This is a genomic window from Streptomyces sp. NBC_00091 (genome assembly GCF_026343185.1).
GTDB lineage: Bacteria > Actinomycetota > Actinomycetes > Streptomycetales > Streptomycetaceae > Streptomyces.
On record NZ_JAPEMA010000002.1, the window covers coordinates 32,211 to 56,714 of the forward strand.

Consider the following 24,504-nt stretch of genomic DNA (forward strand, 5'->3'; position numbering starts at 1 on the left):
ACCGGCTTTTGCCGAGCCATCCGCGCGGTCCCCACAGGGGCATCCTGCTGTTGGAGCACATCCCGCCGCAGCCCTGGAGCCGGTCCGGGGCCCACACCCAGTCGGCGCCGTAACCGCCCAAGCAGCCGGGCTTCCTCCCGACGACAGGCACCAGCCCGTACAACCGCAGCTGCCGGGACGGCAGGACCAGGCGGTGACCAACGACCCGCGCCCGCACATTCACAACCTGGCCACCGCAGGCCGGCACTCGGAGGCAGCCACGCTCACGCAGGCATGGGAGCAGTACGTACACCAGACACACAGGCCCACCTCGCCCGAAGCCCTGCAGTGGGTGGAAATCCGCGCTGACCTCGCCCGCATGGCTGGCGACTTCCGGCTCGCAACCCAGCTGTGGTCCAGCGCCGCCCGAACCCGCCTCGGCTTCCAAGCCCCGGACGCCGCCGACGTACACGCTGCGGCAGCAGCCGGAGCACTCTGCTGCTGGACACAGCTCAGGGACCCGGGCGCGGCCGTCGGCACTGGACCCGACCTCATCCGCCTTCTGCGCGCACTGCCGGCCCTCGATCCTCAGCACTTGAAGCTCGCCCAGCAGCGCCTGGAGTTCCTGCACCGCACGCCAAGCCGCCGCTGACGGGCATACGACCACCATCCCCCTCGCCACCCGGAGCTGCGGAGAACCTGAGGCTCACCGGGCTCCTCCACGAGGCGGTGCTCGCCGGCCCTTCTTGGGGTGCCGTTAACGAACGGCGAACCAGGTGACAGCTAGGCCGTGTTTTAGAACTGGGGTCCGTGTCTCGCCTCGTGCCGTGATGATCTCGGTGTGGGGCGAGGGGATCTTTCAGATGACCAGTGGACGGCGCTGGGGCCGTTGTTGCCGGTCGCGGGGGTGGGCAGGCCGTCGGTCGGCCGACGGCGGTTGATCGACGGGATCCGCTGGCGGGTGCGGACCGGGGCCCCGTGGCGGGATCTGCCGACGGAATACGGTCCATGGCAGACGGTCTATGGGCTCTTCCGTCGCTGGCAACGCGATGGTGTCTGGTCGGCGGTGTTGACTGGGTTGCAGGCCCGGGCGGACGCCGCCGGTTTGATCACTTGGGACGTGAACGTCGACTCCACGATCTGCCGGGCCCATCAGCACGCGGCCGGTGCCCGGCGCGACGGCCAGACGCAGAAGGAACCGCCAGGCGGCGATGCGGCCGAACCCGACGATCACGGCCTGGGCCGGTCCCGCGGCGGCTGGACCACGAAGATTCACCTGGCCTGCGAGCAAGGGCAGAAGCCGTTATCGCTGCTGGTCACAGCCGGTCAGCGGGGAGACAGCCCGCAGTTTACGGCCGTGCTGGAAGCCATCCGGGTTCCCCGTCTCGGGCTGGGACGCCCAAGGGTCCGTCCGTTGCGGGTGCGGGGCGACAAAGCGTATTCGTCACGCGCGAACCGTGCGTATCTGCGTCGGCGCGGGATCCGCTGCACGATCCCGGAACCTGCCGACCAGGCCGGCCACCGCAAGCGCCGCGGCTCGGCCGGCGGGCGGCCTCCGGCCTTCGACCGTGAGGACTACAAGGCCCGGCACGCGGTCGAGTGCGGCATCAACCGGCTGAAGCGGAACCGGGCGGTGGCCACCCGGTTCGACAAACTCGCGGTCCGATTCGAGGCCACCGTGCTGGTTGCCGCGATCGGTGAATGGCTGTGACCCAGCCGGGGTGTCGGTTGCGCATGCCATGCTGACCGCGACCAGGTTGACCATGTGTGAAGGGGAAGGTATCAGCGATGGGAGCTCGGCTCTACGGCGCTGACAGCGAGAACGGAGACCGCATCGACGACCCGTCCGAGGACGCGCTGTTCATGATGATCAGCGACCTCAACGACACCGACAACACCTTCGTCGTTGTCCAGCCCGACGAGGACGAGCCGGTCTGGTTCGCCTCGGTGGCCGTCCTCGACGAGGGAGGCTACGAGGTCGTCCGCCGCGATGCCAGCCGCCGTGAACACGAGGTCACCACCTCGACCAGCATCAACGACATCGCCCGCGAACTCACCATCTGGATGGCCATCCGCCACCGCCCCGGACGGCCATCCAAACCGATCCACGACTTCTAAAACACGGCCTAGCAGGACTACAGAACAGACACGGCCGTCGCCATCCGTGACGACCATGGTCTTGACCGCGTTCTGCTTGCTCTTGCCGGAGATGAACTTGTCCCGGTCCTTGCGTCCGACGGCCGGACGCCGGACCCGGATCTCGGTGCCGTCGATGATGCCCGTCTTCCCGCTGGAGCCGAGATAGTCGACGACCTGGGCCAGGCTCTTGAGCCGCACACCCGGGCTGACGGTGCACCCTCGCTCGGCAAGCAGGGGCCGGACCTCGCCGACAGCCCGGGTGATGGTGGAGCGGTCGACCCCGAACCAGCAGGCCAGGACGTCGTGAGTGGTTGCGTGGCGGAGATGAACGAGCGTGGCGAGCAGCCGGTCGACGAACACCAGCTGATGCCTCGCACCGGCGCCCAATGCCCGCTTCCGCGGCCGTGACGTGAGCCTGGCCTGATGCCGTTCGTGCCACAACAACCCAAGCTCGGAGACCAGTTCAGCAATCACCGTGGCCGACAGGCCCGTGACCCTTCGGTCGCCGATGATCGCTGCACGAGTCGCGTTCCCCACCACCCAACCATGATCGACGATCCCGATCTCGACATCTCACCGCCAACCGTGCACGAGCTCGTAAGGGCTGTCCCGTAAATGATCTTTGGAGGGGCTCCGAGTCGTTTTTGACCATCAACCGCCGATGCGATCAACAGGTGACTCCCCCGTGTGGGGGATCCTGATCGTCCGCGAGGCCGACGCCCTGCCGTCGAGGTTCGGCGACGGTGGGGTCATGCCGATCAACCTTTCTCTGGGCGACACCGAGCGTCCGGTTCCGCGTTGGGCGCTCCGGCTCGCGAAGGCCCTTCCGTTCGTCGTCCTGCCGCACTGCCTGTGGCGGCTTCCGTTCGCCTTCGGCTTCTCGATGGGGACGGTAGATCCGTCGGCACCGCCCATGCCGTGGTGGGCCCCGGCCTACGTGTTCGGGCTGAGCGTGCTCACCGAGGCACTGGCCCTGCTCTGTACCGGCCTGGTCAGCGGGTGGGGCGAGAGAGTCCCGGACTGGGTGCCACTGATCGGCGGTCGGCGAGTCGCGCCGCTCGCCGCGATCATTCCGGCGGCCTTGGGCGGACTGGGCCTAGTCGCGCTGTGGGACACCATGCCCCTTGCCTGGTTCGACCTGCTGGGCTTCCACGAGGTCGCCTTCAGCAACAACTGGTGGATGGTCCTGGCACGTGTGTGCATCAGCCCGGTGACGCTGTGGGGCCCGATCGTGCTCGCCCTTACTTACGCCTACTATCGACGTCGCAGAGCAGTCTGACGCTCACAGGCCAGGCCGGCGTGAATGTGATGATCTTGACGTGGCTGGTGTGATCACGGCGTCGGAGCCGTCCTGGATAGCCCCGTTCACCGGGTTGAGCCCGTGTGCCTTCGGGAAATTGGTTACAGTTCTGCGGCGCGAGGGTGCGGACGCGATTCGCAAGGGCCGGCCGTGGAAGCTTCCGCTGGAGGACCGGGCGCTGCTGGTAGCGGCGTACTGGCGCACGAACCTGACGATGCGGCAACTCGCCCCGCTGTTCGGGGTGTCCAAGTCGGCGGCAGACCGCATCATCGACCATCTGGGGCCGATGTTCGTGCTCCGGCCCCGCGAGCGGTTCGCCAAGGACACGGTGTCATTGTGGACGGCACCCTGGTTCCCACCCGCGATCACACCGTGGCCGAGCGGTCGAAGAACTACCGGTACTCCACCAACCACCAGGTCGTCATCGACGCCGATACCCGCCTGGTCGTCGTGGTCGGCCGGCCACTTGCCGGGAACCGCAACGACTGCAAGGCGTGGGAGGAGTCCGGCGCCAAGGCCGCCGTTGGCAACACCCTCACGATCGCCGACGGTGGCTACCCGGGCACTGGACTCGTCATCCCGCACCGCCGGGATCGCGGCCAGGCCCAACTCCTGGACTGGAAAGAAGAACACAACAAGTTCCACAAGCAGGTCCGCGCCCGTGTCGAGCACGTCTTCGCCCGCATGAAGACCTGGAAGATCCTCCGCGACTGTCGCCTCAAAGGCGACGGCGTCCACCACGCCATGCTCGCCATCGCCCGGATGCACAACCTCGCCTTCGCCGGATAGATCGGCGGGCCGGACGGTGATCAACCGCGCCCGAAGGAACCCGAAGATCATTTACGGGACAACCCTTAGGGACGCTGCCTTGGCCCCTTCTGCGCCTGCCGGGCCAGTGCCGCGCTGGCGGCCGGGACGGGCTGCTGCCGGACAACCTTGGGCTTCGGCTTCGGCTGCTGCTCGGCGGCGCGGCCCTTCGTCTCGGCGTTGTGCAGTTCCGGGTACTTCTCGGCGATGACCTGGCGCTGCTTCTGCTCCACGGCCGCGAGTTCGGCGTGGCCCCGCGCGTCGTCGGCCTTCTTCGCCTGTGTGCGGGCGGTCTTGCTCAGGTCGGCCAGTTCGTTCTCGTCCAGTTCGTCCTTCCGGTGCCCCTGCTGCGGCAGGGCGGCCCGCATCTCGGCGAACTTCTCGGCGATCTCGTGCAGCTCCTTCGGGGCGAAGCGGCCGGCGGTGAAGGCCTCGGCGTACTCGCTGTCGCGGACGGTCTCCCACGCCTTGGCCTTGGCCTTTTCGCTGGCCCGCTTGGCGCGCTTGGCCTCGTCCTCCCCGGCGATGGCCTCGCCGAGGACGTGCTCGTGCACCCCCTTGACCTCCTTCTTGCTGGTGAAGGCCAGGCGCAGGCTCAGCCGCGATGCCTTCAGGCGCTTCTCGACCTCCGGAAGGATCTCGCGGGCGCCCTTGGCCTGCTTCTCGGCTGCGGCGAGGGCCTCGGCCTCCTTCACCGCTTTGGTGAGGTGGCCGACGGCGGTGTCGAGGACAGCGCCAGCGTCCTGCGCCCACTTGGCGCCGCGGCTGGCGCCTTCCTCCCTCTCCTGCTCCATCCGCTCGTGGAGAACTCGGAACGCTTCCACTGCCTCGGCGGCCCTCTCCTCGGCCTCCTCGGCGTCATCGAGGAACCCGCTGATCGCCGCCCGCAGGTTGCTGTCGCTGTACGTGCCGTACGGGCGCAGCTCCCATCGCGGAACGGCCCGCATCTCGCTGTCCAGCCTGAGCCGGTCCAGCTGCGCGCGCTGCGCGTCGCTCATCTCGGCGTGTTCGGCGGCTTGCTCCTGGTGGTCCCCGGCGACGTCGCCGACGACGTCGGGAATGCCGGGGGCGCCGGCGGGCTGGGGGTCCGGCTCGGGGGCGAGGCCGGTGTCGACGAGCGGCGTACGCAGCTGGGCCTGCCGCTCGGCCTCGCGCCAACGGGCTTGCGCGACGGACGGGGACACCGCCCGTGCGGCGCGTGCGGAGACGCGCCGGGGTGGCGGGCCGGGTGCCTGCTCCGGGAGCTGGACGTGCTCGGTCTGCCGGGGTGCCGCCGCTACGGGCTCGGCCGGGGCCCGCAGTTCGTGGCTGATCAGCCCATCCGGCGTCGACTGGTTCAGGAAGTGGGCGAACGCGTTGATGGCGCGGTGCAGCTGCTCGGTCTCCGAGCGCGCCCTGCCGTGCTGGGCCCGGGTGGTCTCGCCCTCGATGGCGGCCAGGGGCAGCCACAGGTGGTTCGCCTTCTTCGCCCGGGTGATTCCCGGGTACGTCGCGAACGCATTGGCCCCGTGGCCGTAGAGGACGGCCCCGGGGATCAATGGAACCGTGGCTGGCGCTGAGATTGATCATGGTCTTCGTGAGCTGGCCCGGAGATGCTGGCCAACTCCTTCGCGCTTCCAGGCGCCTGTCCCGGAAGGCCCCCGACGGCCTGGAGGGCGGCGAAGTCGGTGTGCGCCGCGGTGACGGCTTCGGGATACGCCACGCCTCCGTCCGTTCCCTGGAGCGGTACGCCCGCCCCGGCGTCGACGCGGTCGCCCGACACGTCGCGCAGCGTGATCCCGCCGCACGCCGCCGGGCTGAACCGGGTACCTCGGCGGGGCGGAACGTTGTTGAGGTGTGACGACAAGCTGGCGGGCGCCACCGCGCCACCCTCAGGTGCCCAGGTACTTCTGTGGCCAAGGACTGATCGGCACTCGGCGGGACGCTGACACCGGGTCAGCGGGGGCGTGGCGGGACCAGGCCGGCCTCGTACGCGGAGATGGCCGCCTCCACCCGGTTGCGCGCGCCCAGCTTCGCGAGCACCGCGCTGACGTGCGCCTTCACCGTGCCCTCGACCAGGTGCAGCCGGCTCGCGATCTCCGCGTTGGACAGCCCCGTCCCGAGTCCGGCCAGCACCTCGCGCTCCCGTTCCGTGAGTCGCTCCAGCGAGCGGTGAGGATGTGCCGCCCGGTGCGCGCGCAGCCCGGCGATGACTCGGCCGGCGACCCGTGGGGACAGGTAGGCCCCGCCGGCTCCCACCGCCCGTACCCCGTTGAGCAGTTCCCTCGGGTCGTCCGCCTTCAGCAGGAAGCCGTCGGCGCCCTCCTCCAGGGCGCGGGTGACGTACTCGTCCTGACCGAAGGTAGTCAGCATGATCACACCGACCGCCGTCGGCTCTCGGTGGAGGCGCGCCGCTGCCGTCAGCCCGTCCAAGCCGGGCATCTGGATGTCCAACAGGACCACGTCCGGCCGGTACCGGCGGGTGAGCGCGATGGCCTCGTGCCCGTCACCCGCCTCGGCGACCACTTCGACATGCGGGTCCCTGGTGAGGATGGCCCGCACACCCGCCCGGACCATCGCCTCGTCGTCGGCCACCAGGACCCGGACCGGTCGGCTGCTCGGTGTCGTCTCTTCCACGCGGCGAGCCTACGGCCGACGCACCACCGTGCGAACGGCAAGCCCCACAGATCCGCCCCGGGTCGGGGCACACCCCCGACGAAAGGCAGGACGCAGCTGCCGTTCGACCGATGGGCGCCGACGCCGCGGACTCCTAGCGTCGCTTCCGTACGGGAAACGAGGCGTCCGCCCCCGGGCCAGGCCCACCACGCGTCGGCCGGTGTGCACCACCGTCGACTTCCGCGTGCTGTATTCCGCGGTCCGCCACCGACATGAAGGAACTCCGTGATCACCCTCCAAGGACTCACCAAACGCTATGGCGACACCCTCGCCGTGGACGAGCTGACACTCAACGTCCAGGCCGGCCGCGTGACCGGCTTCCTCGGCCCCAACGGGGCCGGGAAGTCCACCACGATGCGCATGATCCTGGGCCTGGACCACCCCACCCGCGGGCAGGCCCTGATCGCCGGCCGGCCCTACGCGGACCTGCGACGGCCGCTGTGTGCGGTCGGCGCGATGCTGGACGCCCGGGCCGTCCACCCGGCCCGTACCGGCCGCACACACCTCGTCGCCCAAGCCCGGGCAAACGGCATCCCGGTACGCCGCGTGGACGAGGTACTGGAGACGGTGGGCCTGACCAAGGCGGCCCGGCGGCCGACCGGCACATACTCGCTCGGCATGAGCGGGCGACTCGGGGTGGCGGGCGCCCTGCTCGGCGATCCGCCGGTACTCGTCCTGGACGAGCCGGTCAACGGCCTCGACCCGGACGGCGTGCGGTGGATCCGCCGGCTCGTCCGTGACCGGGCGGCGGAAGGACGCACCGTTTTCCTCTCCAGCCATCTGATGAGCGAGATGCAGCTGACGGCCGACCATCTCGTCGTCATCGGACGTGGCCGGCTGCTGAGCAACATCTCCATGACGGAGTTCCTCGCTGCCGCCTCTCCCGCGTCGGCGCGCGCCGTGGTGCCCGACGCTGGGGAGCGGGCGACGCTGGTCCGTCGCCTGATGACGGCTGACGGGGTGAGTGTCGAGACGTCCGCGTCCGGCGAACTCACCGTCGAGGGCCGCACCGCCGCCGAGATCGGCGACCTGGCCCACCACTGCCGGGTCCGGTTGCACCAGCTGAGCGACGTCCGGGTTTCGCTGGAGCAGGCCTACATGGACCTGACCGCGCGCAGCGTCGAGTACACAACGGGCGGCAGAGGCGCGGACACGACCGACGCGGCCGCAGCGCCGAACGAAGGGGGACGACAGTGACCACGACGACGACAGCCGACGGGCGGACGGCCCCGCCCCGGGCCGTGCCCGACACCCCTGGCCGGGGCGCACCCGGTGGCTTCGCCGGGGCGATCGCCTCCGAATGGACCAAACTGTGGTCCGTCCGATCCCCCTATCTCTGCCTTCTGGCGGGCCTCGCGATCACCGGCGTCTTCACCTACTACTACGCCTCGATCGCCCGCATCAACGGGCATCCGATCCAGCCCGTCGGGAACGCGGCGGCCTCCTCCGCCGTCCTCGCCCAGTTCGCCGTCGTCGTCCTGGCCACGGTCGCGGTGACCTCCGAATACTCGACGGGGAGCGTGCGGGCTTCCTTGCTGTGGGTGCCCCGGCGGCATCGGGTCCAGGCGGCGAAGGCACTGGTGGCGGCCGTGGTCGCGTTCGTCGCCGGCACCACGTTCGCCGTCGTGGGCACGGCGGTGGCCTGGGTGGCGTTCGACGGACGGGCTTCCTTCGAGGCAGGCCCGAGCCTCCGGCAGGTCCTCGCGGTCGGTCTCTACCAGGCGTTGGTCGCTGTCCTGACCGTCGGGGTGGCGTTCGCCACGCGCCACCCGGCCGGCACGCTCTCGATCCTCGTCACACTCCTGTGGGCACTGCCGAGCGTGCTCCTGGGGCTCGGAGGCCGGACGCTCGCGGACGTCAACGACCATCTGCCGCACGGATCCGGAGACCACTTCATGCGCATCGGCGCCGAGGCCCCGTACACGCCGGGGACGGCGGTCCTGATCGTGGCGGCGTGGGCCGCGACCGCGCACCTGATCGGCCTGTACGTCCTGCGCCGCCGGGACGCCTGACCCCGCGTCGGAACCCGCCCGGACGCCCTCACCGTGCCCACCCCCTCGTCGGGCGTCCGGGCCCGTCCCACAGAATCGACCCGGGCAAGTGAAGGACGTACATCGAAAGGACAGTCGACGCGCCATGCTGCACACGCGCATACCCCCAGCCAGGTCCATACGCGGTGACGTGGCCCTGTGGGGCGTGCTCGCCGCCGCCACCGGCTACGGGTTCCGGGAAGCGGGCGCGGCGTCGCTGGTCCTGGACCTGCTCCTCCCGTTGGCCGTCCTGGCGGTGGCCGTACCGCTGTCCCGCCGCCGACCGGGGGCTGCGGTCGTCCTCGTCAACGGGCTGTGCGCGCTGGGCCTGGCCGACTCCGCGACCCCCGCCAACGCCCACGTCCTGTCGTTGGCCGCCGTGAGTTGTCTGCTGGGCGCCCGGGTCGCCGCGGCACGCCGCCCGCTCCTGGTGCTCGCCGGGTGCCTCGCGGCCGATCTCGCGACGTGCGCGGTGCTGCGGACGCAGGCCGTCTGGTGGTTCTACGCGCTGACCGTGCTGCCCGCCGCCCTTCTGCTGCCCTGGCTGGCCGGACGGCACTGGCGCGGCCGGCGCGAACTCGTACGGGAGGGCTGGCGGCTGGCCCGGAGCCTGGAAGAGCGGCAACACCTGGTCGCGGAGCGGGCGCGGCTGACCGAACGCGCGGACATCGCGGCCGACATGCACGACTCCCTCGGCCACGCCCTGAGCCTGGTCGCTCTGCGCGCCGGGGCCCTGGAACTCTCCCCCGACCTCACGGACCGCGACCGCACCGACGTCGCCGAGCTGCGCGGGACGATCGCGGACGCAGTGGAGCAGCTGCGGGAGACCGTCGCCGTCCTGCACGACCCGGCTGGCACGCAAACAGGTGCGGGCCTGCCTCTCAACGACACCGTCGAGGACCTCCTCGGACGGGCGGTCGCCTCCGGGGTGCCGGTGCGCTGGGAGCGGCGCGGGGCGGTGCCCACGCTGTCCCCGCTGGTCGAGCGCGGGATGTACCGGGTGGTGCAGGAGGCCCTCACCAATGCCGTGAAGCACGCGTCGGACAGTACGATCCGGGTGCGGATCACACACGAGGCCGACCGTACCCGCGTGAGCGTCGTCAACGCCGCCCCGCCGGCTGACGGACCGGCACACGCGGCCGAAGACCAGGCGGGCGGCGTCGGCCGCCGGGGACTGACAGGGCTTCGGGAGCGGGTGACGGTCCTTGGCGGCTCCTTGCGGACCGGGCCGTACGAAGGCGGGTTCCACGTCACCGCCGTCCTCCCGCACCAGGCCACGGCCCGCCTCGGGACATCGGCGTCGGAACCCGGGGCTGCGCCCGAAACGCCGGCCTGGACCCGAGGGCAGCACACCGGGTCCGCGTTGCCGTCCGAGACTGCTCTCCACCCGGACAGGGACATCGTCACACCGGAGTCCGCCAAGCGGCTCGCCTACGTACGGAGCGCCGCCCGACGCCGCTCCGTCGCCGCCTTCGCGGCGCCTGTCGCCGCAGCCGCCTTCTTCGTGCCCGCCGCCGTCTACCTTGCCTGGCAACTGACGACGAGCGTGCTGCCGCCCTCCCGGTTCGACGAGCTGACCACCGGCCGGCCGCGCACCGAACTCGCCCCTCTGCTGCCGGCTCGCGCCTTCCCCTACCCGCCCGACCACGCCCGTTCCGCACCCCGGCCGCCCGGCGCCACATGTGAGTTCTACCGTTCCGGCCGCGACCTGTTGGACCAGGTCGACCTCTACCGGCTTTGCTGGTCCGGCACCACGCTGGTGGCGAAGGACACCGTGCCCGCAAGCCAGCCCTGACCACCCGTCGGGGAGGGTTTCTCAGTGAGTCACTGCGGGTGCCTGGTGTGTGCGAAGTGACGGCGAGCACGATCGCGGTTGCCGCAGTCGCCTTTGAGGCGGCAGTCGCGGAGGATCTTCCAGGTCTTCATGCGGGCGAAGACGTGCTCGACGCGTGCACGGACCTGCTTGTGGGACTTGTTGTGTTCCTGCTTCCAGTCGGGCAGGCCTTCGCCTTTGCGCCGACGGTGGGGCATGACGAGTCCGGTGCCTGAAGCTTCTTTTGGTGTCGGTGGTCGGGGCCTCTCGAGCTCTCCGTTCAGCCGACGGAGCTCTCGTTGAGGAGTGAGGCGAGGCCGTCGAGGAGGCGCTGGAGGCCGAACTCGAAGAGGGCGTCGAGGTCGAGGTCGTAACCGGCCGTGGCGAGGCGGGAGAGCATGGGGAATCGGCCGGTGCCCAGAATCGCCAGGAGCGCGGGCTCCTGGGTGTCCATCCACTCCTCGCTGTCCAGGCCGCTGTGCGCCTCGGCCTCCCGCTCCGCCTCCAGGTTGACGGCGATGCCACGGGCGTAATTGAGCAGCGTGAGGTGCGCGGTGAAGGCGGACTGCAGGTCGAGTCCGTGCGCGTGCAGGGTGGCAAGCATCCACTCGCTGTACGGCAGTGCCGAGGTGATCATCTGAGGGCGGGTCACCGACAGGGCCGGTGCGAGCCACGGGTGGCGGCGGAACAGGTCCCAGAGCTGCCGGGCCGCCAGTTCGATCGCCTCCCGCCAGCCCGCCGGAGCGTCGGCGGGCAATGGGTGCTCCGCCATGACACTGTCCATCATCCGCGTCAGCAGGTCGTCCTTGTCGGCCACGTGCCGGTACAGCGACATGGTCGCCACCCCGAGCTCGGCGGCCACCCGGCGCATCGAGACCGCGGCCAACCCCTCCGTCTCGGCGACCGTGACGGCGGCACCGACGATCCGTCCGAGCGTGAGCGCCGCCTGGACCGAGGACGCGTCGGACGGCCCACCCGGGTGTGCGGCGACAGCGGGTCGGGCGGCCCGCACCGGGCGGCTCGGGGCCGCCACGACCGTCCCGACGCCCGGGACGGCGCGGACCATGCCCTCGCGGCGCAGTTCTGTGAGCACCTTGGTCGCGGTCGCCATGGCGACGCCCCACTGCCGGGTGATCTCGCGGGTCGAGGGCACGCGATCGCCCGGCGCCAGTTCGCCCGTCTCGATCCGCCGCCGCAGTTCGGCGACGATCTGGCTGTATCGCGGTACCGCCTGTCCGCCCACCGACACCCTCCGCACTAGTGCACCCGGATGGGCGTCATCCTATCCTCCGACGCCGGGCGATCCCCGCATCCGAACACTTTCCCGCCTTTCCGCACTAGTGCAGCACTGCCCAATACCTCATGCTGGAAAGCGATTTCATGCTTGCGCACTACCTTGCGTACGGCGTACGTTCGCATCATGCCGAACAAGGAGATACTTATCTGCGGTGCTGGCATCGCAGGGCCCGCGCTGGCGTACTGGCTACGCAAGGGAGGCTTCACGGTCACGATCGTGGAGCGCGCGCCGACACCCCGGCCGGGCGGGCAGACCGTGGACCTGCGCGGCGCCGGCCGCGCCGTGATCGAACGGATGGGCCTGATGGACCAGGTCAGGGCGGAGAGCGTGGACCAGCGCGGCCTCGCCCTCGTCGACACCGCCGGCCGGACCACCGCCCGACTGCCAGCCGACAGCTTCGGCGGCGAGGGGATCGTCTCCGAGATCGAGATCCTCCGCGGCGACCTCGCCCGTCTGCTGTACGAGGCCACCCTGCCGGACACGGAGTACCTCTTCGACGACACCATCACCGAGATCGATCAGGACGCGGACGGGGTCACCGTCACCTTCGAGAAGGCCGCGCCGCGCCGGTTCGCGCTCGTCGTCGGCGCGGACGGGCCGCACTCGGTGGTGCGCGCGCTGGCCTTCGGCCCGGAGCGGGACTTCGTTCACCCGATCGACCTCTACACGGCCTGGTTCACCGCCCTCGACGACCTGGACCTCGACGGCTGGTTCCTGATGCACAACGCGCCCGGCGGCCTGGTCGTCTCCGCCCGGCCCGGCCGCCTCCCCGGCGAGATCAAGGCCGGCTTCAGCTTCCGCACACCACCGCTCGCCTACGACCGCCGCGATATCGCCGCCCAACAGGAGCTCGTAGCCCGGCGCTTCGCCCACGTCGGCTGGGAGACCCCACGCCTGCTGCGGGCGATGCGCACCGCCCCGGACTTCCTCTTCGACTCCATGGGTCAAGTCCGCCTCGACAGCTGGTCGCGCGGCCGCGTGGCGCTGCTCGGCGACGCCGGATACTGCGCGACCCCGCTGACCGGCCTCGGGACCAGCCTTGCCCTGGTCGGCGCCTACGTCCTGGCCGGTGAACTCGCCGCTGCCGAGGGCGATCACGGTGTCGCCTTCTACCGCTACGACACGGCGATGCGCCCGTACGTGAGCCAGGCGCAGCAGCTGCCGCCCGGCGGAGCCGCCGGGTACGCACCGTCGGGCCGGCTCGGCATCCGGCTGCGCGACCTCTCGATGCGGTCGATGACCCGCTGGCCGATGCGGAACCTGCTCGCCGCGCAGTTCGCCAAGGCCGGGGACATCGCACTGCCGGAGTACAGTCTCGCCGCGGACATACGGGATCGGCCCCAACCACAGGTCAGCGAACGTGTAGACAGGGTCGAGCGCATACCAGACGGCCTCGACGCGCCCCACCAGATGAGCGTCAGGGCAGAGGACTGATCGAGCGGCCCGCGCCCGAAGAGCGGGGCGACCTGGCGCATCGTCAAGTTCGTCCGCCAGTACGCCGCGGCCAGCAGTGTCCGGTCCTCCCGCGGAAGGCCCCATGGTCGTTTCCTGCGGACCGCAACCGCGCCATCGCGCCGCAGTGCGGTCAGCAGCTTGCCGAAGCAGCGCGGGCTCAGCCCGGTGAACGGGGCTATCGAAGACGGCTCCGACGCCGTGATCACACCAGCCACATCAAGATCATCCCCTGTGATGGAGCAGCTCTGGGCGACGTCCCGCGGAATCCGGTGGTGCGACGCAGCTTCGGCGTCAAGAATCGGCGGATGCATGAAGTGAAGCTGTCCGACGGGGTCATCACTCTGTCTCCGCTGCGCCTTGACGATGTGGAGGCGCATCTCACGGGGGAGGATGAGCTGCTGGTTCGCTGGCTGAACGGCGGCCCCAGCACGCGCGAGGGCGTTGAAGAGTACTTCCAGCACTGCTGGGAACAGTGGGACACTGCCGGGCCACTCCGCGCTTTCGGAATCCGGGTAGCCGCCGACGAGGCGCTCGCAGGCACGATCGACTTGCGGTTCGCAGGGGAGGGCTTGACTCCCGGCCAGGTGAATGTCGCCTACGGCCTCTATCCGTCCTGGAGGGGGCGTGGCCTGGCTACCCGCGCGGTCATCCTGGCGTCCCAGTACGCGGCCAGTGAGGGCGGGGAGGAGGCGGTGATCCAGGTCGAGCCGGAGAATCCCGCATCCGCCGCCGTCGCGCGGCGGGCAGGATTCACCCCCGGCAAGCAGCCGCACAGCAAGGACGACACACGGTTCGACTGGTACATCCGGGACCTGTGCGTCGCTCCCCAGTGACGACCAGCAGGTGCGGGACAACCCTTCGGCGAAGTGCGACCGACCACAGGAGTCGCCTCGGACCGCTGCTTCGCCTTCGGCTCTTGCTGCTGTGAGTGAGGCCCTTGACCCTCACGTGGCGTCAGGCTGCATAGTCGCTGCCGTGGAAGATCACTGGACCGTGGGGCGCGTGGCCGAGCTGGCCGACGTGAGCGTCCGCACGCTGCATCACTATGACGAGATCGGGCTCGTTCGGCCGTCGGCGCGGACCGCGGCCGGGTACCGGGCCTATTCGGCGGGCGACGTGGAGCGGCTGAGGGAGGTGCTGGCCTATCGGCGGCTGGGCTTCGGGCTGCGGGAGGTTGCGGAACTGGTCGGCGACTCGTCCACCGACGCGGTCGCGCACCTGCGCCGACTGCGCGGCCTGCTGCTGGAGCGGCGTGATCGCGCTGACGCCATGGTGGCGTCCATCGACAGGGAACTCGAGGCACGGGCGAAGGGACTGAAGGTGACACCGGAGGAGCAACTGGAGATGCTCGGTGCACAGCTGTACGACAAGATCGGCGGCGCCTACACCGCGACACGGCGTACCGATCCGCGGATCGCCGCGCAGATCCGGGACGCGCTCGGGGACGCGCAGACGGTGCTGAACGTCGGTGCCGGCACCGGCTCCTACGAGCCTGCTGATCGTGACGTGACCGCGGTGGAGCCGTCGGCGGTCATGCGGGGGCAGCGGCCTGCCGGCTCGGCTCCGTGCGTGGCCGCCGCCGCGGAGAGCCTGCCGTTCGAGGACCACTCCTTCGACGTTGCGATGGCCGTCTCCACCGTCCACCACTGGGGGGACCCGATAGCGGGGCTGCGCGAGATGCGGCGCGTGGCCCGCCGTGTGGTGGTGCTCACGTTCGATACCGACGAGCCCGGATGGCAGGACCGGTTCTGGCTTACCCGCGACTACCTGCCCGAGTTCGCCGGCGTCCTCGCAGGATTTCCCTCGCTTGCCGGGATGGCCGACGCGATCGGCGCCAGCGCCCAGCCGGTGCCCATCCCGTGGGACTGCGCCGACGGCCTGTTCGAGGCGTACTGGCGCCGACCGGAGGCGTACCTGGAGGATCACGTGCGCCGCGCGATGTCGGTATGGACGAGAGTCGGTCCGCAGGCCGAACAGCGGGCGGTACGAAGCCTCGGCGACGACCTCGACTCCGGCCGGTGGGCCGAGCGCAACAGCGACCTCGCCGACCTCGACGCGGCAGATCTCGGCCTCCGCCTACTCATGGCTTGAATGGACGCCGGTCGCGGTCCTTGACCTGGCGTCCGCCAGGTCAACGGTGACGCGTTCCTCCTCCTGGCCGGGATGCTCCACAGCCACCCCGTCAGTCCTCCGTCCCCTCCTCGTCACCGAGCCCGGCCGCGACCGGGTCGCGCAGCGGGCGCAGGCCGCCGCCGTCCGGGGCCGGTCGAAGTCCTCCTGTGCTTTGGCTTCCTGAGTACATGAGGGTTGTCGGACCTTCGACGACCCCTTGCCCGCCCGGTCTGACCTGCGGATATGCCCGGCTTGGCGGGACGGGGCGCGGAGGGGGTGATTGAGGGGTCTACGGAGGGGGTCTTCGGGGCCTGTTCGGGGGTCTGTTCAGCCTCGTCGGCGGTGCTCGCCACAGGTGCTCCTGGAGGGGTGAGGGCGGGCCTATCCCGCCATTCACCTGCTACAGGTAGGTTTTTCGGCCCGGGTGTGACGCCGCCCTCGGAAAACCTCTCCGCCGTGATCGCATCGTGATCAACCCGGAGAGGGAGAGTTCTCCTCCTCTCGGCTCCGGACTCTGTCCACAGGGCCCTCGTTCGAGCATCGGTTCGTGGCCGCCGTGATCCGCGCGGTGGCCCGTACAGGAGGAGCCGTCATGCCCGAGATCACCACCCTGCTGCTCGCCCCGATGACCCCGGCCGCGGCGATCAGCGCGTTCAGCTACCTCCGGGCCATCCAGGCCGTTGAGTTCGAAGCCGCCGCCGAGTTCGCCGGCGCCGAGCCGCGGATGGCCGAGCTGCTCGTCGACGTCCTCGAGCGGATCGTCGTCCCCGTCACCTCCCTGGCCGGGCCTCTGGGCGATGAGCCGTGCGACGCGGCCTTCGCCCTGGAAGCGGTCGGGCGCGTCCTGGTGCAATCCCTGCGTGTCTGGGAGCAGGCCGGCCCCGGGGCGGCGGAGGGCATCGCCCACGCCGTCATTGAGTTCGTGTTCCACGTCCTGACCGAAGACCACGAGGACGTCGCCGATGTCCTGCGCCAGCTGGAGGCGGTGGGAGTGGGCCAGGCCCTCGATGCCCACCCCGCACCGGCCGGTGCCCACCCGGTGCGCCTGTCCATCATGTAGTGCGCACCGGGGACGGCGGTGGTGCGCACCCGCGCCCATCGGGTGGCCTCCACCGCCGAGCACCGCACCGCACCGCACCGCACCGCACCGCACCGCACCGCACCGGGGCCATGATGCGCACCACCCTGCGGCCGCACCAGGTGCCCGGCCACGTCGGCGGGCCCTATCACACACCCCCTTGACCAGGCCCTGATCGGCGACCGGAACCTGCTGTGTCAAGGAGAAACGTGCCGGTGGAGAACCTGGTCAAGGGGGTCGACCGAACCTGGTCAAGGGGGTGGCCCGTGCTGGGCGGGAGTGCACATCAGGTGCGGCGCACCGGGTGCGGGCGAGAGCGCCGCGCATCGTCGGATGGGGCGCACCCGGTGCGGTACGGGACATCGTGGTGCGCCCGAGAGTGGAGCCCACCGTCAATCGGTGCGTACCGCAGTGGACTCCACCCGGTGGAGCCCACTTGATGGGCTCCACCCGGTGTCGGCATCGGGCGGTCCACTCGGTGGACGATGCCCTGCGTCGTCACCACAGCCAGGCGTTCGAGTGCCGCATCCGGAACAGGGCGCGCGCGTCGCGGCGGGCGGCGGCGCTGCCGATGCGGTTCTGCCGGAGCCGGGGCCGGCGCGCCTGGGCGCCGTAGAACCGGCGTATCCCGGCCGCCTTGAGTCGCTTGCGCTGCTTGGCCAACTCCGCCTTCTTCGCCTTGACCGTCTTCGGCTTCCGGGGCCGCTTCCAGATCGGCTGCCAGTCCGTCGGCGGCGCGTACGCCTCGGCGCGTCCCTGGGAAGCTGCCTTCAGCCGGGCGGCGACGGCTTCGATCCTCGGGTCCGCGGGCGGCGTGGTGGTCATGCGATTCCTCCGGTGGGTGTGGTCCGGCCCGGCGCGGGATGGACAGGCTGCTGGGCGCTCGGCGGCAGGGCCGTCGCGGGCTTGGGGGAGCTGCGGCGGGCGGCGGCTCGTTCCCGGATGCCGGCCTGGAGCCGGGCGGCCATCTCGGCGGCTGCGGCCTCCAGCGTCCGGCTGGTCTGCTCCACCGCGGCGACGTCCGTCATCGGCTCAAGGTCCCGGCCGGCCCTCCGCCCCGGGCGCAGGCTCGGGCGTGGGCTCTGGGTGGTCGGCACGGCGACGGTGTGCGGCCGGGCCCGGAAGTTCAGGCGGTCCGCGCGGCGTAGCGCGTGGACGCGGGCGGTCAGCGCCCCGGCGGCGAGCCGGGCCTGCTCGTACGGAGAAGCGGACCGCTTCCGGGTCAGCGCGCGCAGCACGGCCTGGTCCCCGATGTCGTGCGGGCACAGGGCGCGGAGGTCGGCGGTCATCATCCGCCGGCTGGCCGGGCGGGTGTAGCCGTCGATGGCCGCCTGGACTATCTCCTCGTCCAGGCCGGGCTGGTGGGGTCGCCCGCGCAGGACGTAGGAGAGGTGGCGGCGGGCTTCAGCGAGGAGGTGGTGGCGCTTGAACCCGCCGCGCATCACGGACACCACGGCGGCGACGTTGACGGCCGCCAGGGCGACGTCGACGACCGGGCGCACCCGCGCCCATATCGCCGCTGCCGCTGCTCGGGCAGGCGCCGCCAGCCCGGCGACGACGTCGGCTCCGTACGCCCGGGTCGCCGAATCCCGCCAGACGGCACGCAGCTCGGCCAGCGAGCGCAGCTCCTTGCGCTTGGGCGAGCGGGTCCGGTCGGCGGCCTGGCAGGCCAACGCGTAGGCGGCCCGCTCCCCCGGCGCATGCCCCTGCCGCTCCTCGTACTTGGCCACCAGGACGGGGAGGGCGTCCTCGATCTGCTGGCGGCGGGTGGACTGCCAGCCGATGAGCCGCTGGTCGATCCCGGCGATCTCCATGACCGGGCGGCGGCCGGGCGTCACCTCGCGCGGCTCCCACGCCCACCCGAGCCGGGCCGAGACCTCCTCCATGAAGTAGAGGGTGTAGAGGGTGTCGGCCGAGACGATGTTGGCCAGCATCGAGTCGGCCGACAGATTGCCCCACGTACCTGCTGCGTCCGGCCGCCGGGCGCGGATCGACACGACCGCGTGGTCGTGCAGGAGCGGTTTCGACTCGGCCGCCCGGGACTCGTAGTGCCGGAACACCGCGACGATCAGCCCGTCCCGGATCGGCTTGCGCTGCTTGCCGCCGCTCTTCCAGCGGATCTGTGCGACCGCGTCCTCGAGCCACGCCAGCGTCTTGTCCCGGGCGATGTCCTGGCACAGCTCCAGCACCAGGCGGGTCTCGTCGTCCCCGAGCGCCCACGCGATGTGTGCCGTCGACGGGGCCCGGAACACCAAGTCCATCGCCAGCCAAGGCGTCCGCTCTTTCGCCTTCTCGGTCTCGGGCGACTGGTTGTGCTCGATCGGCCTGCCCAGCACCGTCACCCGCCGCGCCTTCGCCGGGGTGTCGCCCGCCTCCAGGCGCTCGCGCTCGATCCGGTCGGCGCCCGGGTGCCGGCCTTCCCCGAGGAGGAGTTCGGCCTGCCGCTCGGTCACCACATCCCCGGCCGTGAGGCCGACCGCGGCAAGGCCCCGTCCCTTCCAGACGCCGGGCGGGACCCCGGCCTCGTCCTGGGCGGCGCGCAGCGGCCTACCCGCCGGTCGCTGGCCGTCACCGACCATCACACCGCGGAAGAGATAGCGCCACCCGCTCCCCGGACGAACCTTAGCTTCGCTGATCACCGAGCCATGGAACCTCGCCCGTGACCTGCGAGAAAGCGCGATCCGGCCTCCGTCCCGCCGGGCGGGAAGCCATCACCAACTCTTTGCCCCCGGCGCCCGCCAGGCGGACCGCCGCGGCAGCCCGAGACGGTATCCCGTGCGCGTGCGCACAGTCCACCGCATGTCGAACGAAGTGATCTACGCAGACTCCTGCCCGCTGCGCTCTCGGCTGCTCCGCCCCCAGTTCGGCCGCTCCCGCGAGTCCGGCCAGCAGGACGGCCCGGCCCGCGTCTGGTTCGAGGGGTACCGCTGCGACGACTGCGAGGCCACCCGGCCCCAGCAGTTCTGGGACGCGATGCGCGCCCGCTACGAGAACTGAGGCGGACGTGCGAATGCTGCGCCCCGGCCACCGGAGCCCCACCCACCCCGGAATCCCACTCCAACCCAATCGAGCGTCATCGAACGCACACCAGCGCACGACAGCCCCAACCAACCGACGCCGCTGAGCAGACCACGTCACCGACGCCCTTCAACACGAACAGCCACCCTCGTCCCCGGTCACCGGCCGGGGGCTTCGTGCTTCCTGGAGGAGTTCACCGTGCCCACGTACGAGGCCCTGCCCCGCTTCACCGCCGGCCTGGACCGCCTGACCCCAGCGCAGCGCCGCCGTTTCCGCCAGACCGTGTCGGCCTTCGTCGACGACCTGCGCACCGGCTGCTTCCGCGCCGGCCTCCACCAGTGAAGGGCGTTCGGCTCACCCCCGGGGTCTACCTACTCACCTGAGCGCCGGACGGGCGCACGACGTGGTCGTACGGCTGGGAGCTGCGGTGCGGGGCCCGCCACATCGTGTGGCGGCGGATCGGCACTCACGCCATGCTCGCCGACCCCTGACCGAGGCGGTCTTGCGGGCGGCGGGCGCTGATTGGTTGGTTCATCCTTCCGGTAACCAGGAGGAGCAGCAGTGAGTCAGCCCTGGTTGTGAACGAGTTGGGGGCGCACAGCCGGATCCCGTACTCGCGTACGCGAGGGGAAAATTCACCGCTGCGGGGGACCCCGAGGCCGGCTCCGGACACTCGACAGCGCGGGCCGCCACCGGTGTGGTGGCGGCCCGCGCCGGGACCGTACGAGAGCCGGCGGTCAGGACGCCCGCTCGAAGGCCAGCACCGCGTTCGGGCAGTTCGCCGCGTACCGCAGCAGCGCCTCCCGCTCGGCCTGGTCCACGGCCAGCGCCCACCGGTGCTTCGTGGCCACCACTCCCCGATGTACCGGCAGTGCACCGCCGGGGCCGGCATCCACGTCGCCGGGTCCTGGTCGCTCTTCTGCCGGTTGGAGCGGGCGGTGACGCCGACGAGGGTGACGTCGCTGCTGATGTCGTTGGCGTACTTGCGGCGCCGCTCGGTGGTCCAGCCGTAGCCACCAGCTGGCGGGGAGCGTCATTCGAACCGTGCGGTATTCCAGCTCCGGAGCACCTGATAGGCCAAGGCAGGGGGCGTCAGGGGTGGTCGCGACGCCACTCGTAGCGCCACGCCGCCTCGAGGTAGCCCTCCTCTTCCAGGGAACCGCGCTGCGGCGGGCCGAGAAGGCGTGCTGCTTCCACGCACCGTTCGTCGTTGTGGAGGGCGAGTCCGTAGACGGCGGCTAGCTGGACCAGGCGGTCCGCGTCGCCCAGCACAGCGGCCATGGCATCGGCGAGGACGGGATCGTTGTCCCTGGCCCCGGCAACCGTGCAGCAGGCAGTCTTCCGAACCACGGCGTCCGGATCGGCTATCAGCCGCAGCAGTGCCTTGCGAGCGTCGCCAGACAAGGCCGGCGGCGACGACCACTCGCTGAATCCCTGCGCCACCGCACGCCGTACTCGGGCATCGGGATGGCCGGCATGAGGCAGAAGAGCCGCCTCCGCGCGGGGGTCGATGTGTTCACCAAGAGCGACCAGCACCTCGGTGAGCACGGCGAGGTCCGTCTCCTCGGCCGACCAGTCGGTGAACATGTCCAGAGCGGGACCAGCGAACGCGTCCTCGTCGCTGTCGTCGAACAGATGGGTCAGCCGGAGCACCTCGGCACCGAACAATCGGCGGGACGGGTCCGGGTCCGTCCGCAGCGCTGCGGCAGCTGTCCAGGTCGCCTCATCGCGTCGGCCGCCCAACAGGATGGTGACACTGTTCCATGTCGAGTGGTTCTCCTGGTCGGCGTGGGCCAACGCGCGGTCCATCAGCTCCTCGAACGAGGTCCGGACCCCGAGCAGTTCCTCGGCAAACGTGAGGATCGCCCCATGGCCGTCTCGCACGGTCATGCCACCAAGGGTGAACTCGTCGACGCTGTCGTACTCGTCGTCTTGAACCTGCGTACGGACGATGGCATCCCGGGATCCTGTACGGCGTCGCAGTTCGGCCTCGGCCCCCGTCTCGTGCCAGCGGCGTGCGAGGTCCCGCGCCTCCAGGAGCTCGGTCTCGGGATATCTGCCCCGGATCTCGTGGCCCAGGAGCGCCTCAAACAGAGCGGGCGAACCCGAGTCGACCCCCTCGCTCAAGGGGATGAGGTCCTCGGGCCTGCTCTGGCCGGAGTCCGCACCGTACTGGAGCAGCAGTTGGGCGATGTGCCCGGCGTGCATCCGGACGGCCAGGCAGAACGCGGCGTCCAGGTAATCGGGGTCGCTATTCTCCCGGAGAAGGGTCCTCACCAAGTCGGTGTCTCCAGCCCGGACCGCGGAGGTCACGGCGCACTCGCCGTCCACCGCATTGCTCGTACCCGTACCTACGCCCATGACCCTGCTCCCCCGTAGCGTTCTCGCAGCTCAGTGTAGATCTGCCGGATCGGCCCGACGGGGGTAGCAAAGCTGGCACGGCCCGGCGGGCTTCCCTGACGACCGGATCAGTGCACGGGGTGTGGAGGCCCGTCGGTAAGGGCGCGCTGGCGTGCTTGGAGATAGGCAGTCCAGTCTGTGGCGGCGCGACGACGCCACTGGACGGCCGTGATCGGGTGGAGGCCTAGCATCGGGCCGAGGACCGCGGGCGGGAGGTCGCACGCGAGGGCCACCAGCGCAGTGGTCCGGGTGGGCCGGTTGGGGATGTGATGGGCAGCCAGGCGTCGGCTGAGGGCGGCGGCGGAGATATGGGCGCCGGGCAGGTGGCCGGGGAACAGCCATCCTGCGCTGGTGTTCGCGGCCCAGCCCTGGGGAGCGGGGCGGTCGGCGAGGGTGGTGAGGATGTCGGCCAGGGTGGTGGGCAGCGGGATCGGGGTCCGGCCCAGGGTGAGGAACGCCGTCCCGTCGTGGGTGGTCAAGGCGGTGGTGGGCAGTGTTGCGATCCGGGTGAGGTGCTGGCCGAACAGCAGGAGGATCCCGCCGGCGGCCCGGACGTCGAGGTCGAGGCGGGTGTCGGTGAGGCACTGGTGGAGGAGGTCCCAGTGGGAGTCCTCGTCCAGGCCGACCGGGTCGGCCTTCGGGCGGTGCGGCACGAGGAGGTCGCGGGCGTGGTGGCGGCGGTGGGCCCAGACTACGAAGTCGCGGACTTCGTAGCGGGTTCCTGGGTTGGCCGCGAGCCAGGCGTCGAGGCGACCTTGGTCGAGGGTGGCGATGGTCAGGCCGTGCCCGGCGGTCGTGGTGAGGAGTTCGGCGGTGCCGGACGATCCGCACCGCGAGTTCGTCCCGGGGCTCCAGGACCTGGTAGGCGGTCAGCAGGCCGCGCAGATACTCGGCGGTCATCGCCGTGGATCGGCCGTCGATCGTGGCGTCGAGGTCGGTGTGGGAGAGCGGGCGGCCTGTGGTCATGAGGTCGTGCAGGAGGCGGGCGGAGCGGGAACCGCGCAGCCAGTTCAGGACCGTTCCCGCATCCGAGGCCTGGGCCAGCGCCGCCCGCATCGCCGCGAGCGGCCCGGTGCCCGCCGCTTCGGGCACGTCGGTGAACAGGTCCTGCAGGTGGTCGGCGACGGCGCAGCGGTCGCAGAGTCGGCCGACCTTGTAGGAGCGCGGTCCGGCGCAGCGTTCGCAGGCGTAGGGGTCGGGGACGCCGGCGCAGGGCCCGCAGACCCGGCGCAGGTCGACGCGGCCGATCAGCACCCGGGTCCGCTCGCAGAGCAGGCAGGGCATGGGGTGGCTGCGTGCGTTCCGGTAGCAGGGGGTGCAGACCGGGCCGAGCGGCCATCGTGCGGTCACGGGCGCGGTGGTGTGGCAGAGCCACCTGCCTCCAGCCCCATCCACCACGACGCCGTCCACGTCATCGACGAATACCTCCCCCACCGAGCTGGCGCTAGCCCCGACAGCGGCCACCTCTTCACCACCGTCAACGGCCGCCCGCTCGAACCGCAGTCGTTCATCCGGATTTCGTGCACGGTTGCCGCCACGCACCTCGAAGAATTCGCCCCCAAGCTGCCCGTCGAAGCGGCTCACCCACTCGCCGTAGACCGCGCTCCCGTTGCGGTTAGGCGTGTAGGTCTTCTTGTCGACGGGGGTTATGGCTGCACGTGAGGGTTCTTGTGTTTGCCGATGTGCGACCGGGAGTAGACCGGGGTGGGCTACCTGGTCACGGGATTCAGCCGGCCCCGACGCAGAAGGGCCTGGGAGGCGCGCCTCCTGCTGATCTGTGAGGGCTGCTACCAGCCCGGGACTCCCGACCCCGAGACGGAACTGTCCCGGCCGGCACGGAGCGCAGGACCGATATAGCGTTCTGGACCGGGCTCACCGACCGAGGGGAGGAGCTCCCGCCCGCCGTGCGCGGGGTGTGGACGGCTGGTGGTATGCCGCACCGAGAAGCTGCTGGCGAGAACCGCGTGTTCGCGGTCCTGCGCGACGTCTCCCACGCGTAACCGTAACGCGGGCCGGGGATCCGCCCGACCCTGCGGGCATGCTGCCACCCAAAACTCCCCAGGATGCTCAGGTCCTGGTCGATGTACGCATGGCCCGTCAGGCCATCCTGTCCCGTACGGACAGAGCTTCCTCAAGCTGCGCGCGGTCATTCACCAAACCGAGCTTCGGCAGGAGGTCCGCGGCTCCATCATGCTCGACCAGCTGGAACACCTGCTTTACGGACCAACATCACCATCCAGGTCATGCCGATGTCCGCGTCAGCGCACCCTGGGCTGCTCGGCCTGTTCAGCGTGGTGAACTTCGAGAAGCCCTGGCCTGCGGTTGTCCAGCTGGAGACCATCCTCGGCGGCACCTTCGTGGAGGCCACCGAACAGGTCTAGGGCCTGTCTCTTGGAGGTGCGGTGCGCATGGTGCTGCATG

General features: G+C 70.8%; 22 protein-coding genes and 3 pseudogenes. 15 read left to right on the top strand and 10 right to left on the bottom strand.

Annotation, left to right across the window (positions count from 1 at the left end):
• The first annotated feature begins 193 nt into the window (after window positions 1-193).
• Both OOK34_RS27865 and OOK34_RS27870 read left to right on the top strand, forming a co-directional pair.
• A complete protein-coding gene (locus tag OOK34_RS27865; RefSeq protein ID WP_267031793.1) occupies window positions 194-631 on the top strand; it encodes a hypothetical protein in 438 nt (145 codons plus the stop codon).
• A 189-nt stretch (window positions 632-820) separates the two neighbouring features.
• Window positions 821-1,690, top strand: a complete 870-nt coding sequence (locus OOK34_RS27870) for an IS5 family transposase (protein ID WP_267031792.1) — start codon at window positions 821-823, stop codon at window positions 1,688-1,690.
• Window positions 1,691-1,761: 71 nt separating this feature from the next.
• Here OOK34_RS27870 and OOK34_RS27875 read toward each other — a convergent pair whose 3' ends face one another.
• A complete protein-coding gene (locus OOK34_RS27875) occupies window positions 1,762-2,658 on the bottom strand; it encodes a transposase (RefSeq protein ID WP_267031791.1) in 897 nt (298 codons plus the stop codon).
• A gap of 145 nt (window positions 2,659-2,803) precedes the next feature.
• Here OOK34_RS27875 and OOK34_RS27880 point away from each other — a divergent pair, with 145 nt between their 5' ends.
• Both OOK34_RS27880 and OOK34_RS27885 read left to right on the top strand, forming a co-directional pair.
• The gene (locus OOK34_RS27880) at window positions 2,804-3,397 is read left to right on the top strand and encodes a hypothetical protein (protein WP_267031790.1); all 594 of its coding nucleotides are present in this window, start codon (window positions 2,804-2,806) and stop codon (window positions 3,395-3,397) included.
• Between the two features lie 40 nt (window positions 3,398-3,437).
• Window positions 3,438-4,207: pseudogene (locus OOK34_RS27885) on the top strand (transposase).
• A 65-nt stretch (window positions 4,208-4,272) separates the two neighbouring features.
• On the opposite strand, the gene OOK34_RS27890 reads toward OOK34_RS27885, so the two are convergent.
• Together OOK34_RS27890 and OOK34_RS27895 are read right to left on the bottom strand one after the other, a co-directional pair.
• Entirely contained in the window at window positions 4,273-5,763 is a 1,491-nt protein-coding gene (locus OOK34_RS27890) for a hypothetical protein (RefSeq protein ID WP_267031789.1), read from the bottom strand.
• A 397-nt stretch (window positions 5,764-6,160) separates the two neighbouring features.
• Complete coding sequence (locus tag OOK34_RS27895) at window positions 6,161-6,841, bottom strand: response regulator transcription factor (RefSeq protein ID WP_323183382.1); 681 nt, start codon at window positions 6,839-6,841, stop codon at window positions 6,161-6,163.
• A 264-nt stretch (window positions 6,842-7,105) separates the two neighbouring features.
• On the opposite strand from OOK34_RS27895, the gene OOK34_RS27900 reads away from it, so the two are divergent.
• The 3 genes from OOK34_RS27900 (at window position 7,106) to OOK34_RS27910 (ending at window position 10,705) form a co-directional block, all read left to right on the top strand.
• Window positions 7,106-8,077: an ATP-binding cassette domain-containing protein gene (locus OOK34_RS27900; protein WP_267031788.1), complete on the top strand. Its 972-nt coding sequence runs from the start codon at window positions 7,106-7,108 to the stop codon at window positions 8,075-8,077.
• Window positions 8,074-8,892 carry an ABC transporter permease gene (locus OOK34_RS27905; RefSeq protein ID WP_267031787.1) on the top strand — a complete coding sequence of 273 codons (819 nt, stop codon included), beginning with the start codon at window positions 8,074-8,076 and terminating at the stop codon, window positions 8,890-8,892. The genes OOK34_RS27900 and OOK34_RS27905 overlap by 4 nt, the downstream gene beginning before the upstream one ends.
• Before the next feature lie 124 nt (window positions 8,893-9,016).
• Window positions 9,017-10,705 (top strand): sensor histidine kinase, encoded by a 1,689-nt coding sequence (locus tag OOK34_RS27910; protein ID WP_267031786.1) that lies wholly within the window; start codon window positions 9,017-9,019, stop codon window positions 10,703-10,705.
• 29 nt (window positions 10,706-10,734) lie between these two features.
• On the opposite strand, the pseudogene OOK34_RS27915 reads toward OOK34_RS27910, so the two are convergent.
• Both OOK34_RS27915 and OOK34_RS27920 read right to left on the bottom strand, forming a co-directional pair.
• A pseudogene (locus OOK34_RS27915) lies at window positions 10,735-10,956 on the bottom strand (transposase family protein); the annotation flags it as partial.
• A gap of 47 nt (window positions 10,957-11,003) precedes the next feature.
• On the bottom strand, window positions 11,004-11,966 hold the full coding sequence (locus tag OOK34_RS27920; protein WP_267031785.1) for a TetR/AcrR family transcriptional regulator C-terminal domain-containing protein: 963 nt from the start codon (window positions 11,964-11,966) through the stop codon (window positions 11,004-11,006).
• Between the two features lie 177 nt (window positions 11,967-12,143).
• Here OOK34_RS27920 and OOK34_RS27925 point away from each other — a divergent pair, with 177 nt between their 5' ends.
• A complete protein-coding gene (locus tag OOK34_RS27925) occupies window positions 12,144-13,454 on the top strand; it encodes an FAD-dependent monooxygenase (RefSeq protein WP_267031784.1) in 1,311 nt (436 codons plus the stop codon).
• Here the strand turns inward: OOK34_RS27925 and OOK34_RS27930 are convergent.
• Window positions 13,430-13,690: pseudogene (locus OOK34_RS27930) on the bottom strand (transposase family protein); the annotation flags it as partial. The gene OOK34_RS27925 and the pseudogene OOK34_RS27930 sit on opposite strands and share 25 nt — an antisense overlap.
• 90 nt (window positions 13,691-13,780) lie before the next feature.
• Between OOK34_RS27930 and OOK34_RS27935 the strand changes: the two are divergent.
• The 3 genes from OOK34_RS27935 to OOK34_RS27945 all read left to right on the top strand — a co-directional run bounded on the left by OOK34_RS27935 (window position 13,781) and on the right by OOK34_RS27945 (window position 16,647).
• Window positions 13,781-14,308 (top strand): GNAT family N-acetyltransferase, encoded by a 528-nt coding sequence (locus tag OOK34_RS27935; protein ID WP_267031783.1) that lies wholly within the window; start codon window positions 13,781-13,783, stop codon window positions 14,306-14,308.
• A gap of 160 nt (window positions 14,309-14,468) precedes the next feature.
• On the top strand, window positions 14,469-15,566 hold the full coding sequence (locus OOK34_RS27940; protein WP_267036573.1) for a MerR family transcriptional regulator: 1,098 nt from the start codon (window positions 14,469-14,471) through the stop codon (window positions 15,564-15,566).
• A 613-nt stretch (window positions 15,567-16,179) separates the two neighbouring features.
• Window positions 16,180-16,647 carry a hypothetical protein gene (locus tag OOK34_RS27945; protein WP_267031782.1) on the top strand — a complete coding sequence of 156 codons (468 nt, stop codon included), beginning with the start codon at window positions 16,180-16,182 and terminating at the stop codon, window positions 16,645-16,647.
• Window positions 16,648-17,163: 516 nt separating this feature from the next.
• On the opposite strand, the gene OOK34_RS27950 is transcribed toward OOK34_RS27945, so the two are convergent.
• Together OOK34_RS27950 and mobF are read right to left on the bottom strand one after the other, a co-directional pair.
• Window positions 17,164-17,490: a hypothetical protein gene (locus OOK34_RS27950; RefSeq protein WP_267031781.1), complete on the bottom strand. Its 327-nt coding sequence runs from the start codon at window positions 17,488-17,490 to the stop codon at window positions 17,164-17,166.
• Entirely contained in the window at window positions 17,487-19,244 is a 1,758-nt protein-coding gene (mobF, locus tag OOK34_RS27955; protein WP_267036572.1) for a MobF family relaxase, read from the bottom strand. Before mobF ends, OOK34_RS27950 begins: the two co-directional genes overlap by 4 nt.
• Window positions 19,245-19,464: 220 nt before the next feature.
• On the opposite strand from mobF, the gene OOK34_RS27960 reads away from it, so the two are divergent.
• The 3 genes from OOK34_RS27960 to OOK34_RS27970 all read left to right on the top strand — a co-directional run bounded on the left by OOK34_RS27960 (window position 19,465) and on the right by OOK34_RS27970 (window position 20,696).
• Window positions 19,465-19,662 carry a hypothetical protein gene (locus tag OOK34_RS27960; RefSeq protein ID WP_267031780.1) on the top strand — a complete coding sequence of 66 codons (198 nt, stop codon included), beginning with the start codon at window positions 19,465-19,467 and terminating at the stop codon, window positions 19,660-19,662.
• Window positions 19,663-19,881: 219 nt separating this feature from the next.
• A complete protein-coding gene (locus tag OOK34_RS27965; RefSeq protein WP_267031779.1) occupies window positions 19,882-20,025 on the top strand; it encodes a hypothetical protein in 144 nt (47 codons plus the stop codon).
• A 518-nt stretch (window positions 20,026-20,543) separates the two neighbouring features.
• Window positions 20,544-20,696 carry a hypothetical protein gene (locus OOK34_RS27970; RefSeq protein ID WP_267031778.1) on the top strand — a complete coding sequence of 51 codons (153 nt, stop codon included), beginning with the start codon at window positions 20,544-20,546 and terminating at the stop codon, window positions 20,694-20,696.
• A gap of 79 nt (window positions 20,697-20,775) precedes the next feature.
• Here OOK34_RS27970 and OOK34_RS27975 read toward each other — a convergent pair whose 3' ends face one another.
• Window positions 20,776-22,044 (bottom strand): hypothetical protein, encoded by a 1,269-nt coding sequence (locus tag OOK34_RS27975; RefSeq protein ID WP_267031777.1) that lies wholly within the window; start codon window positions 22,042-22,044, stop codon window positions 20,776-20,778.
• Between the two features lie 107 nt (window positions 22,045-22,151).
• Complete coding sequence (locus OOK34_RS27980) at window positions 22,152-22,736, bottom strand: hypothetical protein (RefSeq protein ID WP_267031776.1); 585 nt, start codon at window positions 22,734-22,736, stop codon at window positions 22,152-22,154.
• Between the two features lie 1,428 nt (window positions 22,737-24,164).
• On the opposite strand from OOK34_RS27980, the gene OOK34_RS27985 reads away from it, so the two are divergent.
• Entirely contained in the window at window positions 24,165-24,464 is a 300-nt protein-coding gene (locus OOK34_RS27985; RefSeq protein ID WP_267031775.1) for a Scr1 family TA system antitoxin-like transcriptional regulator, read from the top strand.
• Window positions 24,465-24,504: the final 40 nt, after the last annotated feature.

What these genes read in the sequence shown, in the direction of transcription:
- OOK34_RS27925 (WP_267031784.1), top strand. Translation starts at nt 12,144, where the DNA reads ATGCCGAACAAGGAGATACTTATCTGCGGTGCTGGCATCGCAGGGCCC.
- OOK34_RS27910 (WP_267031786.1), top strand. Translation starts at nt 9,017, where the DNA reads ATGCTGCACACGCGCATACCCCCAGCCAGGTCCATACGCGGTGACGTG.
- OOK34_RS27945 (WP_267031782.1), top strand. Translation starts at nt 16,180, where the DNA reads ATGCCCGAGATCACCACCCTGCTGCTCGCCCCGATGACCCCGGCCGCG.
- OOK34_RS27975 (WP_267031777.1), bottom strand. Translation starts at nt 22,044, where the DNA reads ATGGGCGTAGGTACGGGTACGAGCAATGCGGTGGACGGCGAGTGCGCC.
- OOK34_RS27970 (WP_267031778.1), top strand. Translation starts at nt 20,544, where the DNA reads ATGTACCGGCAGTGCACCGCCGGGGCCGGCATCCACGTCGCCGGGTCC.
- OOK34_RS27935 (WP_267031783.1), top strand. Translation starts at nt 13,781, where the DNA reads ATGCATGAAGTGAAGCTGTCCGACGGGGTCATCACTCTGTCTCCGCTG.
- OOK34_RS27985 (WP_267031775.1), top strand. Translation starts at nt 24,165, where the DNA reads ATGTACGCATGGCCCGTCAGGCCATCCTGTCCCGTACGGACAGAGCTT.
- OOK34_RS27950 (WP_267031781.1), bottom strand. Translation starts at nt 17,490, where the DNA reads ATGACCACCACGCCGCCCGCGGACCCGAGGATCGAAGCCGTCGCCGCC.
- OOK34_RS27960 (WP_267031780.1), top strand. Translation starts at nt 19,465, where the DNA reads ATGTCGAACGAAGTGATCTACGCAGACTCCTGCCCGCTGCGCTCTCGG.
- mobF (WP_267036572.1), bottom strand. Translation starts at nt 19,244, where the DNA reads ATGGTCGGTGACGGCCAGCGACCGGCGGGTAGGCCGCTGCGCGCCGCC.